We start from the raw sequence: 17,584 nt of genomic DNA, 5'->3' as shown, positions 1-17,584 counted from the left end.
GGTACGGGGAAGGAGGCGGCGATGGGGAAGGCGCCGTGGTCGTACCAGCCGAAGCCGGTCTGCTGGTCCCACCAGTTGCTCCAGATCTTCCCGTCACTCCCCGCCCAGAAGACATCGAGGTGGCCGCTGGTGCGGGCGACGGCCGCGAGGCCGGTGCCGGATGCGGCGGGTACGGGGAAGGAGGCGGCGATGGGGAAGGCGCCGTGGTCGTACCAGCCGAAGCCGGTCTGCTGGTCCCACCAGTTGCTCCAGATCTTCCCGTCGCTCCCCGCCCAGAAGACGTCCAGGTGTCCGGAGGTTCGGGCGACGGACGTCACCGCGGTGCCGGAGGCGGCCCGCACCGGGAAGTCGCGGGCGATGGGGAAGGCGCCGTGGTCGTACCAGCCCATGCCGCCGCCCTGGTCCCACCAGTTGCTCCAGATCTTGCCGTCGGTCCCCGCCCAGAAGACGTCCAGGTGACCGGCGGTCCGGGCGGTGGAGGCGATGCCCGTCCCCGGAGCGGCGGGAGCGGGGAACTCGCGGGCGATGGGGAAGGCGCCGTGGTCGTACCAGCTCATCCCGCCGCCCTGGTCCCACCAGTTGCTCCAGATCCTGCCGTCCGTGCCCGCCCAGAAGACGTCGAGATGGCCGGAGGTCCGGGCGACGGAGGTGACCCCCGTGTCGTGGGCCGCCGGTACCGGCCAGTCCCGGGCGATCGGGAACGCTCCGTGGTCACCCCAGCCCATTCCGGCCTGCTGGTCCCACCAGTTGCTCCACACCTTCCCGTCGGAGTTCACCCAGAAGACGTCCAGGTGGCCCGAGGTCCGTGCCACCGAGGTGACCCTGTCGGCGGGGAGCCTGGGCAGCAGCGTCTGTCGGATCCGGCGCTGGCACACCGCGCAGAACGGCCGGCCCAGCACCCGCATCCGGCAGTCGTACTGCGGCCGGTACGCCGCGCAGTGGTAGTAGTCGGCCCCCTCGAACGCGCCGACCGTGGCCTCGCCCACCGGGTTCGGCTGGGGGTCGCACACCGCACAGTTCGCGTTCCTCGTCGTCGGCATGGCCGTGGCCGGGGCGACCAGGTCCCGCCACTTGTTGGTCGCCTTGTTGGCGTCGATGGTGACGTTGGGCTGCGCCGGCTCGACCGGCGGATGGGTGTTGCGGTCGGTGTCGACCCCGCAGCCGAGGTAGTACTCGTACTCGTCCGCGAGCCCGAACGCGGTGTGGCCCATCTCGTGCAGGCCGATCTCGTTGGCGTTGGGCGCGAGGGAGAACACCGCGACCGACCCGCCGGAGCCGCCGTACACGGTGGAGTTGACGATGACCATCACCATGCTCCACTGCGGCACCTGCTGCCCCGCCACCGTCAGGGCGGTGCTCGCGTTGACCGTCAGCAGCCGGCGCGTCCCGTTGTTGCAGAACGCCGCGTCGAAGTACGTGTTCGGCGCCGCCCCCGTGCCGCCGCAGGCCGTCGGGTCGTCCGCGCCGCTGTCGGCCGAGCGGACGTCCACCCGGTAGACGTTGATCGCCGGGCGGAGGGCGGTGAAGGGCGCGGTGGCGAACAGGGTGTCGACGAAGCTCTGCGCGTGCCCGGCGAACCGGCCGAGCTCGGCGCTCCGGTAGCCGTCGCCCATGATGACCAGGTTCCAGCGGGCGTTCGCCGGACCGTTGTCGACGATCTTGGTGGTGCCGACGACCGCTCCGTCCCCCGTACCCATCTCAGCGGCCCCCCTCGTGTGGTCCGTCGGTTCCGTCCGTGTCGCCGGTGTCGCCGGTGTCGCCGGTGTCGCCGGTGCTGTCCGGGGCGTTGGTGCCGCTCGTGCCTTCCGCGGCGTCCGTGGAGTCCGTGCCGTCCGCTTCCGCGTCAGGTCGCAGGGCGAAGCGCGCCACCTCGGCCGCGGGAGCCAGGGCCGGCCCCGGGGCGAGCGGGCTGCTCACCAGCGCGACGTGATCGGCTTCCGCGAGCTCGGGGACCAGCACGGCGAAGGCCCCCTTCGGCTCCTCCACCGGCACCCGGGCGAGCGAGCGCTCCGGGTCGTCGGAGAACACCTCGGCGTCGTGCCGTACCGGCGGGTGCATGACGCGCCGGTAGAGCGGCTGGTGCCGCGCGTCCCGGATCTCCACCCAGAAGCCGGCGGCATCGGGGCGCTCTGCTTGGCCGGTGTCTCCGGCGGGGCCGGTGAGATCGTCACCGGGCGGAGGCGCCGCCTCCACCCGCTGCCGGGAGACGAGCCGGATGTCCGACCCCTCGTACTCGAAGATCAGCCGGACGGCGGCCGGGCCGGCCGGTCCTGAACCGGTGTGCTGTGCGGGAGTCACGGTCGTTCATCCCCACTTCCAGGGCTCTCGGGGCTGCCGGGGTGGTGTCCGGGACGATTCCCGGTCACGGTTCGGGCGCCAGACGGCGAACGCCGAAAGGCGCGTGCCGACGGGCGAACGTCGAAAGGCGGGCGACGGGCGTCGGGCGGGGCTCGGGCACCCGGGGCGCCGACGCGCACGGAGGCGAAGAGGAATCGAGAGGGAAAGAGGGAGAGGAAGCCCCCGGGAAGGGGAGGGAGGGGCGTCGCCCCTTCGGCCCTTCGCGGACGGCGCGGGCCCGTCCACGACCGGACGGGCGGAGGGCGGGACCGGCGCGCCACGCGTAGGAGGACGGGGGACCGGCCACGTCACACGACCCGCACCCGGCCCGCGCACCGCTCACGCCCCGACGGTGCCGCCCGGGGATTGCCCGGCGCCGCCACTCGTCATGGTGAGGGCGCTCGGGCACCCGCGCAATACCCCCGAACGAGTGATGCGGGGCGGGCGCGAGAGGCCCGGGTGAGGGCGACGGGAAGGTGCCGGGCGGGAGCCCGGTCTCCGCCCCGCCGCCCTGGATGATCGGCTGCTCTGTTCTCGTGGCGACTTGGTGACTTCCGGCTGGTGACTTTTGGCTGGTGTCTTCCGATCGGTGTCTTCGGATCGGTGTCTTCCGGGGCAGGTCGCTCCGCTTCGGGGGGCGGACCTGCCGGTGCCGGACCGTGGATCCGGTGCGGGCCCGCTCAGCAGCGGCGGCGGCGCAGGCCGGCCACGCCCACTCCGGCCGCCACCGCCGCCAGGGCCAGGGCGCCGCGGTGGCGGGAGGCCCACGGCTGGACGGCCCGGACGACCGTCTTGTCGTCGAAGAGGCCGTGGGCGCCGAAGTCGTGGCCGCCCTCGTCGTCCTCCGGATGCCAGAGGTTGACGGGCAGGCCCTCCTCCGAGGGCATCGACGTCTGCTGGGCGGAGAAGCCGGTCCTGGCGAGGTAGCGGTCCAGCAGGCCCGGCGCCACCGCGTTCGCGAGCAGGGTGCCGACGGTGCTGCCGCCGACCCAGTACTCGCGCCGGCGCGGGTGGTCCGCCGCGTAGACGACGGCCCGGGCGGCGACCTCCGGCTGGTAGATCGGCGGTACGGGCTGGGGGCGGCGCGGCATCCGGGAGAGCGCCCAGCGGAACTGCGGCGTGTTCACGGCCGGCAACTGGACCATCGTCGTCCGCACCCGGCTGCCCTCGTGCAGCAGCTCGCAGCGCAGCGACTCGTTCATGCCCTGGATGGCGTGCTTCGCGCCGCAGTAGGCCGACTGCAGGGGGATACCGCGATAGGCGAGGGCCGAGCCGACCTGCACGATCGTGCCGTGGTCGCGGGGCAGCATCCGGGAGAGGGCGGCCTGGGTGCCGTACACGTACCCCAGATAGGTGACCTCCGTCGTCCGCCGGAACTCGTCGGGCTGGATCTCGACGAAGGGCGCGAAGACGGTGGCGAAGGCGTTGTTCACCCAGACGTCGACCGGCCCGAACTCCTCCTCGACCCGGTTGGCCGCCTCCCGCACGGCCTGCGCGTCGGCCATGTCCACGGGGATGGCCAGCGCCCTCCCCCCGGCCTTCTCGACTTCCCGGACGGCGGCGTCGAGCCCCTTCCGTCCGCGTGCCAACAGGGCGACGCTGTCTCCGCGAGCGGCGAACGCCCGGGCGGTCGCCCGCCCGACTCCGCCGCTCGCTCCGGTCACCACGACGACTTTCGGCCTCCTGCGGATACTCACCGCCGCCGGGTACCCGGCCGGGCGGGCCACAAACGGGCCACGGCCGGGGAGCGCTCCGTCGACCCGGCCGACCTGCCCGACGGCTGCGACCGGCCCTGATGACAGCTCCGCCCACATCTGCCCGCCTCTCCGGCTCCCCGCCCACGCCTGTCCGCCTCCCCGCTCGTCCGAGGTGCGAGGCGTGCCGGGTCCGCCATGCTCGGCGTATGCGAAGCCACCGCGCACCGACACTCGCCCTGCTCGTCGTCGCCGCCCTGGCGGCCGCGCCCGTACCGTCCGCACCGGGCGCGAGCGCCGCCGGTCTCCCGGGAGCGGGAAGGGATGTGAGAGCCGAGGGGCCCGCGCGGGCCGAGCCCGCCGCCGTGAAGGGAGCGGCGGACGCCGGGCCGGTGGAGCGGCTCTACGGTTCCGAGAACCGCACCTTCCCGACGACCCGGCGGGAGGTGGCCCTCACCTTCAACGCGGCCTGGGACGAGTCCGGTCTGGCGGACGTCCTGCGCACCCTCGACCGGCACCGGGCGCCCGCCACCTTCTTCCCCACCGGCCGGTTCGCCGAGCGCCACCCCGACGCCGTACGGGCGATGGCCCGGCACCACGGCATCGGCAGTCACTCGCACACCCACCCGCCCTTCTCCCGTCTCACCCGCGCGGAGGTGGAGGAGGAGGTGACGTCCGCCGACCGCGCCCTCCGCGCCACGGGCGTCGTCCCGCTCCCCTTCTTCCGCTTCCCCTACGGCGAGACCACCCCCCGGACGATCGCCCAGGTCAACTCCCTCGGCCTCGCCGACATCGAGTGGACGACCGACACCAAGGGCTACCTCGGCACGGCCGGGGGAATGACCGTCCGGCAGGCGGTCAAGCGCGTCGCCGACGTCCTTCGTCCCGGCGCCATCATCCAGATGCACGTCGGCTCGGCCGACGGCTCCGGCGAGGTCCTGGACGCGGAAGCGCTGTCACAGATCGTGGACTTGGTGCGGGCTCGCGGGTACGAGATCGCCGACCTGGGGGCGTTGGCGCGGGGAGCGTGACGGAAGGGTGTTGTTCCGGGTGTGGTCGGCTGTGCCCCGGCGGTCAGAGGCCGTGACCGCCGCCGTCTCGCGGACCAAGCGCGCGGTACGCGGCCTGCGTGGCCGCGGCGCCGCCGCCGTCCACCCGGGAACGCGGACTACGCGGCGGGACGCGGCGCGCCCTCGTGGAGCGTTCGGAGGAACGCCCGGACCAGGGAAGAGCTGCCGGCGCGAGGCCAGATGGGGGCGTACTCGATGCGAGGGAGGTGGGGGAAGGGCAGCCAGACGACGTCGGGGCGGCCGTGGTACTGCTCGGCTCGCGCGGACGCGAAGGTGACGCCCTTGCCCGCGCCGACCATGGCCAGTGCCTCATGCCAGTGCCGGGCCGCGAAATGGGGGACCGGCACGCCCGAGGGCGTCCGGCGCGGAAAGTGGTACTCCTGCCAGTACGCGAGCGTGGCCGCGGCGAAGGTGATGAGGGTGGCGGCGGCCAGGTCCTCCAACGTCACCGCCGGGCGGCGGGTGAACGGGTGCTCGTGGTGGGCCAGCAGCCGGCGGTCCTCGGCGATGAGGACCGGACCGACGGCCAGGTCGTCCTCCGCCACGGGCAGTTCGGTGACCTGGAGGTGCACCTGGCCGCTGCGGATCGGCCCCAGGGGGTCGGAGAGCTGGATCTCCTGGATCCGGACCTCCGCGTCGGGACGGTGGGCGGCGAACCGGTCGGCGGCGGCGAGGACGAACTCGGCCGCCATCGGGCTGGAGTAGCCCACCCGCAGCACTTCACGCGTCCCGCGCGCCGAGGCCGTGGCGTGGGCGACGGCCCGTTGTATCTGCCGGTAGGCGGGCAGCAGGTCGTCGCGTAGTTGCTCACCCACCGGGGTCAGGGCCACCTTCCGGCTCGTGCGCTCGAACAACGGCGCCCCGATGCGGCGTTCCAGCCTCCGGATGGTCTGACTGACCCGGCCCTGAGCGAGCCCGAGCCGCTCCGTGGTGCGCCGGAAGTGGAGTTCCTCGGCCAGCGTCAGGAAGGCCTCCATCTCATGCCGTTCCACTGCCGTCCCCCTGAGTGTCCTCGATTGGTGAGCGTGACGCACCGATCGTAGGTGATCTCGCTGTTGATCATGGTCGGGCGGGCGGGGAGAGTGGAGGACCAGGGGGGATTCGCGACGGCGAACCAAGGCGTGGCCACGCGTCGTACACACGCGTACCGCGAACCGGCGACATTCCGCCGCCTATTCCGGCGCGTGAACGGAGTGCCGTCACGCCCCCCGCCCGGAAAAACCACAAAGGGCTCGCCGCCTCGCATGCGAGGGCGGAGCCCGTATCGGCCAGAGGGAAACAATGAAACGCAAGATAGCGAGTGCGGTGGCTTCCGTCGGCGTCCTCTTCGCGACGGCGTCCACGGTGTCCGTCATCACGGCGGCTCCCGCCTCGGCGGTGACGGACCAGTGCGTCAGCTACCTGCAGAGCAAGAACTACGTGCCCACGAGCGAGCGGGTCGGGGGCTGTTACACGGGCGGGCACTTCAGCGGCGACCAGAGCAAGTCCATCAGTTTCCAGGCCTGCCAGTTCACGCTGCGGGGCTCGGGAGTGAGCTACTCGGACGCCATAACGGCGTGTAGGTACGCCCAGGCCAACGTCTGACGCGCTTCCGGTACGGCTCACCGGCGCCCGGCCGGCGTCGAGTTCGCACACCGAATTCGGGTCGGCCGGGGCTCCGGCGTTCCGGGCACCGGACACGCCTTTCGAGACCCCTGCGCCGACCCGAGCGGACAACGTATTCAAATGAAAACGCAGGAAACGTCTTGAAGCGCAGACACAGAAGAAAACCATGGGCCGCGACCACTCTCCTCGCGGCCTCCGGAATGCTGCTCACCCTCGTGCAGGCCCCGGCGTGGGCGGACGCCCGGCCCGAGGACGACCTCCCCGCCCGCTCGGCCGCCGCGACGGCGGACCACCCGGACGAGGTGGCTCCCGCCCAGCGCGAACGGGTGCTGGGCAAGAACTGGAAGAAGACCGGTGACCGGGCGTGGACCACCACCTCGGACGCGGACGGCTTCCACCTGCTCGTCGCCGACGCCCGTCAGGGCTACTCCTGGCGCACGGCCGCCACGCTGCGCGAGCCCGGCTTCGACACCGACGCGTGGATCGGCAACGCCTGTGTGACCGGCTCCGGCCGCAGGGCCGTCGTGGTGTACGCGCCGCGTACGTTCACCAACAAGAGCGACCTGTTCGCGCGAGGCGCGTTCACGGCGGTGGTCGACCTGGAGACCGGGGACGTCGACAAACTGCAACTCCGGTCCACCCTCGCCTACTTCAACCCGGGCTGCGGTGCCGACGAGACCGCCGTCCTGACCCAGAGCGGCGACGAGAAGCTCCCCCGTACCCGGCTGGTGCGCCTGGACGCCGCGACCGGCAGGCTCGCCGCCCCGGTCGAGACGCCCGGCCAGGTGACGTCGGCGGTACCGGTGGCCGGCGGAGACGTGGTCGCCGCACACCGCGACGGAGTGGTGAAGGTGGACGGGCACGGCAAGCGCACCCGGCTCGCCGCGGCCGACGGCTTCCCGTTCCAGCTCGCGCCGGACGCCGACGGCGGCGTGGTCTACATGGACCGGACCGGACGGGACACCGCGCGCTTCAACCGCCTGCCGGTGGCCGGCGTCCGCGCACCCGGTGCGCGCGGGACGCGGCCCCAGGTGCTGGCCGAGGGGCCGCTGACCGGAGTCGACCTCACCAGGGGCGCGGGCGGCAAGGTGTACCTCACCGGCAAGCTCGACAAGCTCGCGGCGAAGCTGCCGGCCTCCGTCGAGCCGCTGCGGGGCGTCCCGGCGGACGCCCGGGTCTCCACGCGCGGCAAGGCGGTGCTGACCAGGACCGTCTTCGCCGACGGCAAGGACCCGCGGGTGAACACCGCCACGACGGCGCGCCCGGCCGCCATCGACATGACGGTGCGTGACACGCGCGAGCGGGTGTCCTTCACCGTCGCCCCGGCGAACAGGACCGGCGCCAAGGCGGCGGAAGGGCTCACAGCCTCGCCCGCCCTGGGCACGCCGGACGCACAGGCCCCCAAGCGGGCGCGGAAAGCGGCCGTCCGTTCGTCGGCGGTCGCCGAGGGCCCGGACCAGCGGTACTGCGCGGTCCCGCGCAACGACCCCGCCAACCAGGCCATGCAGCCCAAGCCACGGCAGGTGGAATGGGCCGTCGACCAGGCGGTCATGGGCACCCTTGACCAGAACATCAGCCGCCCGGCCAACTGGAAGAACCTGGGGATGCCGGCCTACTCCCCGCAGAAGCTCTTCCCGAAGGTCGAACTGGACGGTGGCGGCCACGTGCCGGCGCAGGTGATGCTGGGCATCACCGCCCAGGAGTCCAACCTGTGGCAGGCGTCCCGCGTCGTGGTTCCCGGCGCGACCGGCAACCCGCTGGTCGGCAGCTTCTACGGGCAGAAGTTCAAGCCCGGGCAGGGCGAAAGCGTCTGGGACATCCACTGGGACAAGGCCGACTGCGGATACGGCGTCACCCAGGTCACCGACGGCATGCGGCTCGCCGGCAAGGAGAAGCCGGGGGAGACGGCCCTTCCGTACCAGACCCAGCGCGCCGTAGCCCTGGACTACGCCACCAACATCGCCGCGGGACTGCGGATCGTCAGCGACAAGTGGAACCAGATACGCCGGGCCGGCATGACCGCCAACAACGGCGACCCCAAGCGGCCGGAGAGCTGGTTCTACGCGCTGTGGGCCTACAACTCCGGTTTCTACCCCGAGAGCGACAAGGGCAAAAACGCCGGCGCCTGGGGCCTGGGCTGGGCCAACAACCCGGCCAACCCCGTCTACAAGGTCAACCGCATGCCGTTCATGGCCTCCGGCGCGCGGGACGCGGCCCATCCGCAGGACTGGCCGTACCAGGAGAAGGTCCTCGGCTTCGCCGCCTACCCGCCGGACGCCCTGGAGGCACCGGGCAAGCTCGTGGCCGCCTTCCGGGCCGCCTGGTGGATGTCGGACTCCGCGCGCAACGGCCTCAAGCCCCTGGTCAGCGACTTCTGCAAGAAGGACAAGAACGACTGCGACCCCGGCAGGATCGCCTCCAGCGAGGGACAGAACGGCCCGGGCGCCTGCACGCGGGACGACTTCAAGTGCTGGTGGCACGACTCCGTCGAGTGGCACAAGCCGTGTGCCGAGATGTGCGGGAACGAACTCCTGCGCTTCGACTCCTCCTACAAGGAAGAGGCCGACGGCACCGCCTACCAGCCCGAATGCGGCACCGCGCACCTGCCCAAGGGCGCACTCGTCGTCGACGACGTCCCGGACGGCACCCCCATCGTGCGGCCCGGCTGCTATCCGATGAAGCAGAACGGCTCCTTCAGCCTCGACTTCGCGTCCGACTCCGCGAAAGTCGACTTCCAGCAGATCGGGGGAGGGTACGGCGGTCACTTCTGGTTCGCCCACACCCGGAAGGCCGGTGACGAAGGCGGCCGGATGAAGGTCACCGGCACCTGGAAGTTCGACGACCCGCTCAACCAGTGGGGCCGTGTGCTGGTGCACACCCCGGACCACGGCGCGCACACCCGGCAGGCGCGTTACGACATCCACACCGGCAAGGCGACGAAGTCCCGGGTGATGCCCCAGCGCACACAGAAGAACGCCTGGGTGTCCCTCGGCGTCTTCGAGTTCGCGGGCACGCCCAGGATCTCCCTCGACTCGGAAACCCCGGACGGCGCCGGCGAGGAGGACATCGCCTTCGACGCCGTGGCCATCGAGCCGCTGCCGGGCAAGCCCCGGAACGTGGTCGTCGCCCTCGGCGACTCGTACTCCTCGGGCGAGGGCGCGTCGGTCTCCGGCGGCGGCGATTACTACCCGGAAACCGATGTCGACGGCAAGAAGGGCGACCCCTGGCGCGACGCCTGTCACCGCTCGCGGTACGCGTGGTCCCGTCAGGCGTCCCTCGCCGACTCCGGGAAGTCCATCGGCGAGCGCGCCGACGATCTGGACCAGAGCATGGACTACCACCTGCTCGCGTGCTCGGGCGCGAAGACCGAGAACGTCCTTCCCGGCGGGAAGTCGCAGCACGGCGAACTCCCGCAACTGGACCAGGGATACCTCGACGACAGCACCACGCTGGTGACCATGTCCATCGGCGGCAACGACGCCGACTTCAGCAAGGTCTTCAAGGCCTGCCTGATCGGGACCCCGGTCAACTGCGCGGACACCCGGTCCGGCGGGAAGACCTACCGGGCCGCGGAGCGGGAGCTGATCCACGACACGGTCCGGCCGGCCATCGCCACCACCCTGAAGAAGATCCACGAACTGGCGCCCAACGCCCGGATCGTCCTCATGGGCTACCCGCCGCTCATCAGCGGGGACGCCAAGTGCCTGCACTGGACCTCGCCGACGGGCCCGCTGGGCGGCGATTTCGACATCAACGCCGACGAGGCGAAGTGGCTCAACGAGGTGGCCGTCGACCTCGCCGAGCAGATGGAGGGCGCCGCCAAGGACGCCTTCCAGCAGTCGGGCGCTCCGGTCTACTTCTCCAACCCCGCGAAGTTCTTCCAGGGGAAGGCGATCTGCGGCGATCCGGAAACGATCCACGGCATCGTGACGGACAAGACCCCCGGTGACGATCCCGACCAGCCGGTTTCGGCCCAGTCCTTCCACCCGAAGATCGCGGGAGCCCGGCTCTACGCGGACTCCCTCGAGGGGACCCTCCGGTCCATGGGGCTGTAAGGCCCGGGCCTCGCCCGGACGACGCGACGCCACGGCGGCGGGCCGCCCCGCAGGGGGCACGGCCCGCCGCCGCGGCCTTCGCCGCTCACGCCCCGGGGAACCCCGCCGGTGGCCGCCACTCGTGCTCCAGGATCGCGTGGACGACGGAGTCGCGCCACGCGCCGTCCACGAAGAACTGCTCCCGGATCCGGCCCTCCTCCGTCAGCCCCGCCTTCGCCAGGGTCTTGCCCGACGCGACGTTGGACGGGGACCGGGTCGCCCAGATCCGGTGCAGTCCCAGGTGCCGGAAGCCGAGCGCGCACAGCAGGTGAACCGTTTCCGTGCCCAGGCCGGCGCCCCAGGTGTCCGGGTGGAGCATGAAGCCGATGGTGGCGGCCTTCTCGGAGAACGGGTCCAGGTCGAGGTCGGCCCGCCCGACCAACCGCCCGTCGGCCGAACGGACCACGCCGAGCATGTAGACGGCCCGCGGCACCACGTCCGCGTGCGCCGCCGCCCGGGACACCGAGCCCGCGACCTCCTCCCGCGTCTGCGCCCGGCCCCTCATGTGCCGTGCGACGTCGGTGTGGCCCTGGACGGCGTACAACGCGTCCAGGTCGGTACGACGGATTTCACGGAGGCGGAGCCGGGAGCCGGTGACGGTGATCGGGTGCATGGAGGAAAGGTAGCGGCGAACGCCCGCCGGGTCGCTCCCATTTCCGCGGGTCGACCGTGCGGTGCGGGCCGGCGGGCGTACGCGGCCCCCGGCCGCCCCCGGCCCCCCGGTCACCGCCCGAAGCGCGTCAGCCGCGCGTGCCCCCGCCCAGGGAGCTCAGGTCGTGCGCGTAGATGCCGACCGCGTGGGCGATGACGTCGATGTTGGTGTCGAACGCCTTGAGGTCGAGGTTCGACAGGTTGTCGCCCTTCGCGTGGTAGTTGGGGTCGTACGCGACGCCGGCCGTGCCGCCGAACTTGGCTGCCTGTTCCTTGGTCTTGATGCCCTCGGCGCCGGTGAAGGTGCCGCCGGCGGGAATGCCGGTGGCGATGAACGGGCCGTAGTCGGAACGGCCGTCGAAGTCGGTGCCCTCGTGCGGCTTGCCCTTGCGGTCGAGGTAGCCGTTGATCAGCTTCTCGATCTCCGCCGAGCCCTTGGGGCCGGCGCCGGAGCCCTTGTGGTCGGAGTCGTCACCGTCGTAGACGAGCTGCGCCGGGTTGGGCGAGGCGATCATGTCGAAGTTGAGGTAGAGGGCGATCTTCTTGCGGTCGGCCTCGGACAGCTTCGCCACATAGTGCTCGGAACCCAGCAGACCCAGCTCCTCGCCGGACCACCAGGCGAAACGGACCTTGTTGGTGGGCTGCTGACCGCTGCGGCGGGTGCGGTCCGCGAGCTTGAGGGCGACCTCCAGCAGGCCGGCGGAGCCGGACCCGTTGTCGTTGATGCCCGGGCCCTCCGGGACGGAGTCGAGGTGACTGCCGAGGGCGACGACGTGGCGCGGGTCGCCGCCGCGGGTCTCGGCGATCACGTTCGGGGTGCGGTGCTTGATGTGCTTCTGCTGAATGTTCAGGTCGACCCGCACCTCACCCTTGGCCACCGCCGCGGCCAGCGCCTCGCCGTCGGCCAGGGAGATGCCGGCCGTGGGCACCTTGCCCTCGGCCGGGCTGCCGAACGACGGCTTCGCCACGCCGGTCGCCGCGTTGTTGTAGATGATCGTGCCGACGGCGCCCGCCTCCGCGGCGGCCTTCTGCTTCTCCGCGAACGTGCAGCCGCCGCGCTTGACGAGCGCGATCCGGCCGGTGAAGGCACCAGCGGCGTAGTCGTCGGCCGTGCAGCCGGGGGTGGCGTCCACCCGCGCCGCCGCCAGCGCCGCGCGCAGGCCGGACTGCGGCGTCGACGGCGAGAACCTCGCCGCCGCGACCTTCAGGTCCCGGGCGTCGGGGGAGACGACGGACAGCTTCTCCGTCAGCGTCTTCGCCTCCCAGACGTCGAACCACTGGTACGAGACGCGGTAGCCGGCCTGCCGCAGCAGCCGGTGGACGTACGCGGCCGACGCCTCGTGACCGGGCGTGCCCGCGGCCCGGTTCCCGCCGTTGGCCTCCGCGATGCGCTGCAGCGCCCGCAGATGGCGGTACGCGCCCTTCGCCGACGCGTCCCGCTCCAACTGTCTCGCGAGCCGTTCGGCCTTCTGGTGCCGGCCGGCCGGTCCGTCGGCGGGCCGGGCGTCGGCCGGGGCGGCGGAGAGCAGCACGGGGGCGGCGACGGCGGTGGATATGAGAGCGGCCAGTGCTTTACCGCGACGGTTGCGGAGAGGGAGACGCACGGGGGAGGGGTCCTTTCTCGGGACGGAAGGGTTTCGGGTGGGCGGGCGGGCGGTCCGGATACGTCGTGGGCTGATGCCCGGCGCTCGACGTCACCCGGGTCGGGGTCGGGCGGATCGTGGCGGATCGGATCGGTCGGATCGGTCGGATCGGACAGGACGGTGTGACGTCTCCCCACGCGGCGCGTGACGCGTGGGGAGACGTGGTGGTACGGACCTTAAGGAGGTCCACCTGGCCTACGGGAGTCCTCGTCGGCATCCGACACAAGATCGCCACATGCCGGTCATGCGGCGCGGGCGAAGGCCGTCGGTTGCCGGAGTCCCGGCGCACGGAGGAATGGTCACGGTGCGGCCGACGGTCCGAACGGGCTTGGCGCGCCGGGCAGTCGGGGCGGCCGGTGGCGCGGGCCCGGACCGGCTTCCTTCTCTTGGGCACGCGCCCGGGCCGGGCCCCGCGTCGGCCGGCTTCCGTCGGCCGGCTTCCGTCGGCCGGGATCCGCCAGCCGGGATCCGTCGTTCGGAAGCCGGCTCCCCGGCGCGGCGGCACCGGGCAGGAGACGTCATGCCGTCGTGCGGTCGTGCCGGGGAGCCGTCGTGCTGTCGTGCCGTCATGCCGCTGTGCTGTCGTGTCGCCGTGCCGAGGCTCGACGGGTCCTCGTCACGGCCGGGCGGGGACGGCGGTGTGCCCCCGCCCGGCCCCGCCGCGGCCGCTTCACCGGCCGGACCGCCTCGGGAGGTCCTCCGCGTCACGGACGCGCCGCCCCCGAGGCGACCGCCTCACCCCGCCTGAGCCTGGTCGTACAGCGTCTTGGCGACGTCGCCGAAGTACGGCCCGAACATGGTGTTCGGCAGGAAGGTGTAGCCGAAGCTGTTCACCGACGCCTGGAGGCCTGTGCCGGTGGCCTCGTCGAACGAGGTGAACCAGGGGCCGCCGCTGGAGCCGCCGGTCATGTTGCAGGCGAGGCCGTGGTCCTTGGTGAGGAGGAAGTCCTTGCTGGTGTTCCCGCTGCAGTGGATGAGCTTCGTCCCGTCGTACGGCGCGGCGGCCGGGAAGCCGAAGGAGTACATGGGCTTGTTGTAACCGCCGTTGAAGTCCAGCCCCTGGCCGCCGACGACCTCCGTGAGCCGCTTGCCGTCGAGCGGGCCGACGACGGCGGCGCCGACGTCGTTGTTCATGTCCTCGCTCGCCGTCCACTGCGGGGTGGAGAGCGTCTTGGTCGCCGCCCAGGTGCCGTACGGGGCCTGTCCGTCGTGGTAGCCGGGGACGAACGTCCAGTTGGTGTGCCAGTTGCCCTGGTACTTGACGCAGTGCCCCGCGGTGATGACGGTGCTCCGGTTGCCGCTGGTGACCGCGTCGCCGGAGCAGGACGCCGTCCGGCCCTGCATGGTGAAGAACACCCGGCCGGACGTCTTGAGCACCGCGCCGCCGCCCGTCCACGGGCCGCCGGCCTGCGGGAAGGAGCGGACGGCGGCCGGGGCGCGGGTCGTGGCGGCGGGGGTGGGGGCGACGGTGGTGTGCCGGCCGCGGTCCGGCACGAGGGCGGACGCGCGTGCGGCGTGGCCGGTGGTGACGTCGAGCGGGGTGGCCGACCGCATCCGTTCCGGCGTCCAGAAGGCGGCGGCCTGCTGCCGCGCCTCCGCCGAGGCGGCCTGCGTGTGCTCGGTGTCCGGCGGGGGCGCGGCCCCGGCGGCGCCGGTCCCGAGGCCGGGTACGGCCAGGGAACAGGCGGCCAGCAGTGCGCCCGTGGCGATGACGGTCGTGCGGGGGTGTCGTCTCACGCGTACTCCCTCTGCCGTGGCCGGCGCGCGTGCGCGGGCCGTGTGGGGGCCGGGCCGGGGATGTGCGGCCCGGGCAGACGAGCGGTGCGGTGCGACGTGCGGGTGCTGTGTGCGGGTGCTGTGTGCGGGTGCTGTGCGCGGGTCCTCCGTGCGGGTGTCCCGTGCGGGTGTTCCGTGCGATGAGCGGCGTACGACGTGCGATGTGCGGTGGACGAGCGCGTGGCGGACGTGCGGTGGTGCGTGCCGCGTTCGCCGCCCGGCGACCGGTGGTGCGTTTCGCCGTGCGGTGTCCGTGGGCCATGTGACACCCGGCGGCCTGTGTGTGGTGCGGTGCGACGTGCGCCGCCGAGTCGTTGCGGTGGGCCGTGGCGCGGAGGCGTCCGAGAAGGTCACGTCGGAAAACCCCGGGACGCCCCTGCCGGAGGAACCGATGAGGACGTGCGTCGGCAAGCGTGCCACGAGCCCGCCCGGTTTGACAGGGGCGCGTCAAGTCAAAGTGTCGCCGTTCCCGGCGGCGCCCGAGGCTTTTCCCCGACCCGCCCTCAGCCGAGGTCGAACGCGTTGGGCAGCCCCAGGCGCAGGCGTACCTCGTCCTGCCGTTTGGCGGCCTCCAGCTCCGGTGCCCGGTAGAGCGGCGTGACCGTGCAGCGCTTCGCTGCCGAACCGTCCTCGTCGAGCAGGGCGTTGACGGCCGCCCGGGCCGACGCGTTGGCGCCCTCCATCGTCGCCAGGTCGATGTCCGTGGCCACGTAGTCGCCGGCGAGGAAGAGGTTGGGGATCGCCGTCCGGGCCTCCGGGCGGTTGCCCCAGGTGCCCACGGGGTGGATGAGGAGCTGTTCGTCGTTGGTGACTTCCGGGCCGCCGAGACGGACCGCCGGGTCGAGGAACCAGGAGTGCAGCGCCGAGTCCCTGAGCACCGTCCGGCCGGTGTCGTTCAGACTCGCCTTGAGCTGCGCCCACACCTCGCGCGCCACCTCCTCCCGGGTGCACTGCTTGGCGGTCCGCCCGTAGAGGATGCCCGGCTTGTCCCACTCCGAGACGTCGCAGGACAGGCAGTCGGCGACCGTACCGTCCCCGTAGTCCCGCTGGACGTCCCGCCCGCGCCAGAACTGCGCCTGGGACACGGACGTGATCGACCACGGCGAGTCGATGTGGTTGACGTGACCGTGGATCACCGGGGTCGGTTCGGTGAGGTAGAACTGGATTCCCGTCATCCAGTCCGTCCGGAGCGCGTCGCAGCGCGCCAGTCGCGGGTCGGCCGCCCGTACCTCCGCGTTCCAGGTCGTGCGGGCGTGCTCGACGGGCATGGCGGAGACGAAGTGGTCGGCCGTGACGGTCCGTCGCGTGCCGCGCGCGTCCCCGAGTACGGCCTCGGCGATGCGTCCGCCGGCCGGCCGCAGGTCACGCACCTCCCATCCGGTGCGGAACTCCACCCCGAGCGACGTCAAGTGCGTCACCCACGGGTCGATCCACGCCTCGTTGGTCGGGGCGTTGAGCAGCCGGTCGGGCGGGCCGTCCGCGCCCCGGCCGAGCAGGTTGAAGAGGAAGGCCTCGGCGCAGGTCGCCACCGTCTTGGCGCTCGCCACCTCGGCCTTGGTGGCGACGATGTTGCGGGTCAGGCCGATGCACAGCAGCCGCTGGTAGTCCGCCGACATGCGCGCCGCGCGCGTGAACTCCCACCACGGCGTACGCTCCCACTCCGTGCGCCGCCGCCGCTCGCAACTGGTGAACCAGACCAGCAACCGGCCCGCGAAATAGGCGATCTCGCGGGGCGGGACGCCGGTGAAGGTCTCCAGTAGGGCCGTCAGCGCGCGCCGGAGTTCGTCCGGGGTGAGGACCGGCGGCGGAGTGCCGGGGTTGGCGAACGGGAGCCGGATGTCCTCCCGGCCGGTGCGCGCGATCAGCATCTCGCCGGGGGAGAGGAGGTTGTCGTGGCAGCCGTTGCGGTTGCCGGGGAACGGGATGCGGCGGAGGGTGTCGGGCAGGTTGTGGTAGATCCCGGGGATGAAGCGGAAGCCGTGCTCCCCGGGGAGGGGTCTCCGGCCGCCGCGCGCGCTGCCCGGCACGTCCATGCTGCGGGCCTTGCCGCCGAGCGCGTCCTTGCGCTCGTACACCGTCACCCGGTAGCCCCGCTCGGCCAGTTCGTGCGCGGCGGTGAGGCCGGCGACGCCGCCGCCGAGCACCGCGACCGTCCGCCCGCCCGCCCCCAGGCGCCCGGCTCCCCGCCCGGCGGAGCCGGGTCGCGGCGACGCGGCCGCGGCCCGAGCCGTACCGCCGAGCGCGGAGACCGCGGCGGCGGCTGTGACGCCGCCGATGAACACTCTGCGGGTGTTGCCGGTGTGCTGCGCCGGGTCGGTCGCGTCCGTCGCGGCGGTCGGGGCCGCCGGGACGGACGTGTGCGTCGCGGCGGTCGTGCGCGTCCCGGCGGTCGGGTACGGCGTGACAGTCGGGTGTGGTGTGACGGCCGGGTGCGGGGTGACGGCCGGATGTGGTGTGACGGCCGGGTCCGGGGTGCCGGACGCGATCACCGCGTCGGCCACTCCCGTTCCACCCACCGCATCCATCGTGTCCATCGCACCCACCGCATGTACCGGAATGGTCATACCGGTCGCGCCAGTCTCACCGGTCACACCTGTCGTATCGGGTAAGTCGGCCGCACTCGCCATACCCGCCGCACCCGTCGCAGCCGCCCCGTCCACTGAGTCCACGGACATCACGCCCTCCTGCCCCTACCGTCGGTAACCCTTGTGTGG

Annotated in this window: 11 protein-coding genes; 3 read left to right on the top strand and 8 right to left on the bottom strand. The window is 72.6% G+C overall.

The genetic code is table 11. The features are described 5' to 3' along the window. The 3 genes from ACZ6X9_RS08230 to ACZ6X9_RS08220 all read right to left on the bottom strand — a co-directional run. A partial coding sequence (locus tag ACZ6X9_RS08230; RefSeq protein WP_469777124.1) for a M64 family metallopeptidase occupies positions 1-1,697 on the bottom strand: 1,697 nt, incomplete at its 3' end. Position 1,698: 1 nt separating this feature from the next. Next, entirely contained in the window at positions 1,699-2,298 is a 600-nt protein-coding gene (locus tag ACZ6X9_RS08225; RefSeq protein WP_469777123.1) for a hypothetical protein, read from the bottom strand. Between the two features lie 719 nt (positions 2,299-3,017). Then, a complete protein-coding gene (locus ACZ6X9_RS08220; protein ID WP_469777122.1) occupies positions 3,018-4,034 on the bottom strand; it encodes an SDR family oxidoreductase in 1,017 nt (338 codons plus the stop codon). A gap of 206 nt (positions 4,035-4,240) precedes the next feature. On the opposite strand from ACZ6X9_RS08220, the gene ACZ6X9_RS08215 reads away from it, so the two are divergent. Next, positions 4,241-5,062: a polysaccharide deacetylase family protein gene (locus ACZ6X9_RS08215; protein ID WP_469777121.1), complete on the top strand. Its 822-nt coding sequence runs from the start codon at positions 4,241-4,243 to the stop codon at positions 5,060-5,062. Between the two features lie 137 nt (positions 5,063-5,199). On the opposite strand, the gene ACZ6X9_RS08210 is transcribed toward ACZ6X9_RS08215, so the two are convergent. Then, positions 5,200-6,093 carry a LysR family transcriptional regulator gene (locus ACZ6X9_RS08210; RefSeq protein WP_469777120.1) on the bottom strand — a complete coding sequence of 298 codons (894 nt, stop codon included), beginning with the start codon at positions 6,091-6,093 and terminating at the stop codon, positions 5,200-5,202. 289 nt (positions 6,094-6,382) lie between these two features. Here ACZ6X9_RS08210 and ACZ6X9_RS08205 point away from each other — a divergent pair, with 289 nt between their 5' ends. Both ACZ6X9_RS08205 and ACZ6X9_RS08200 read left to right on the top strand, forming a co-directional pair. Further along, on the top strand, positions 6,383-6,685 hold the full coding sequence (locus ACZ6X9_RS08205) for a hypothetical protein (protein ID WP_469777119.1): 303 nt from the start codon (positions 6,383-6,385) through the stop codon (positions 6,683-6,685). A gap of 161 nt (positions 6,686-6,846) precedes the next feature. After that, positions 6,847-10,761, top strand: a complete 3,915-nt coding sequence (locus ACZ6X9_RS08200; RefSeq protein ID WP_469777118.1) for a GDSL-type esterase/lipase family protein — start codon at positions 6,847-6,849, stop codon at positions 10,759-10,761. An 85-nt stretch (positions 10,762-10,846) separates the two neighbouring features. On the opposite strand, the gene ACZ6X9_RS08195 is transcribed toward ACZ6X9_RS08200, so the two are convergent. The 4 genes from ACZ6X9_RS08195 to ACZ6X9_RS08180 form a co-directional block, all read right to left on the bottom strand. Next, complete coding sequence (locus tag ACZ6X9_RS08195; protein ID WP_469777117.1) at positions 10,847-11,413, bottom strand: GNAT family N-acetyltransferase; 567 nt, start codon at positions 11,411-11,413, stop codon at positions 10,847-10,849. Positions 11,414-11,540: 127 nt separating this feature from the next. Beyond that, complete coding sequence (locus ACZ6X9_RS08190; protein WP_469777116.1) at positions 11,541-13,055, bottom strand: M28 family metallopeptidase; 1,515 nt, start codon at positions 13,053-13,055, stop codon at positions 11,541-11,543. Positions 13,056-13,829: 774 nt separating this feature from the next. Further along, positions 13,830-14,831: a trypsin-like serine peptidase gene (locus tag ACZ6X9_RS08185; protein WP_469777115.1), complete on the bottom strand. Its 1,002-nt coding sequence runs from the start codon at positions 14,829-14,831 to the stop codon at positions 13,830-13,832. A gap of 542 nt (positions 14,832-15,373) precedes the next feature. Next, entirely contained in the window at positions 15,374-17,146 is a 1,773-nt protein-coding gene (locus ACZ6X9_RS08180) for a hydroxysqualene dehydroxylase (RefSeq protein WP_469777652.1), read from the bottom strand. Positions 17,147-17,584 lie beyond the last annotated feature (438 nt).

The sequence above is a fragment of the Streptomyces sp. NPDC052910 genome (genome assembly GCF_055585605.1).
The sequence above is the reverse complement of the archived record's forward strand: the minus strand, read 5'-3'. Positions and strand labels throughout refer to the sequence as shown.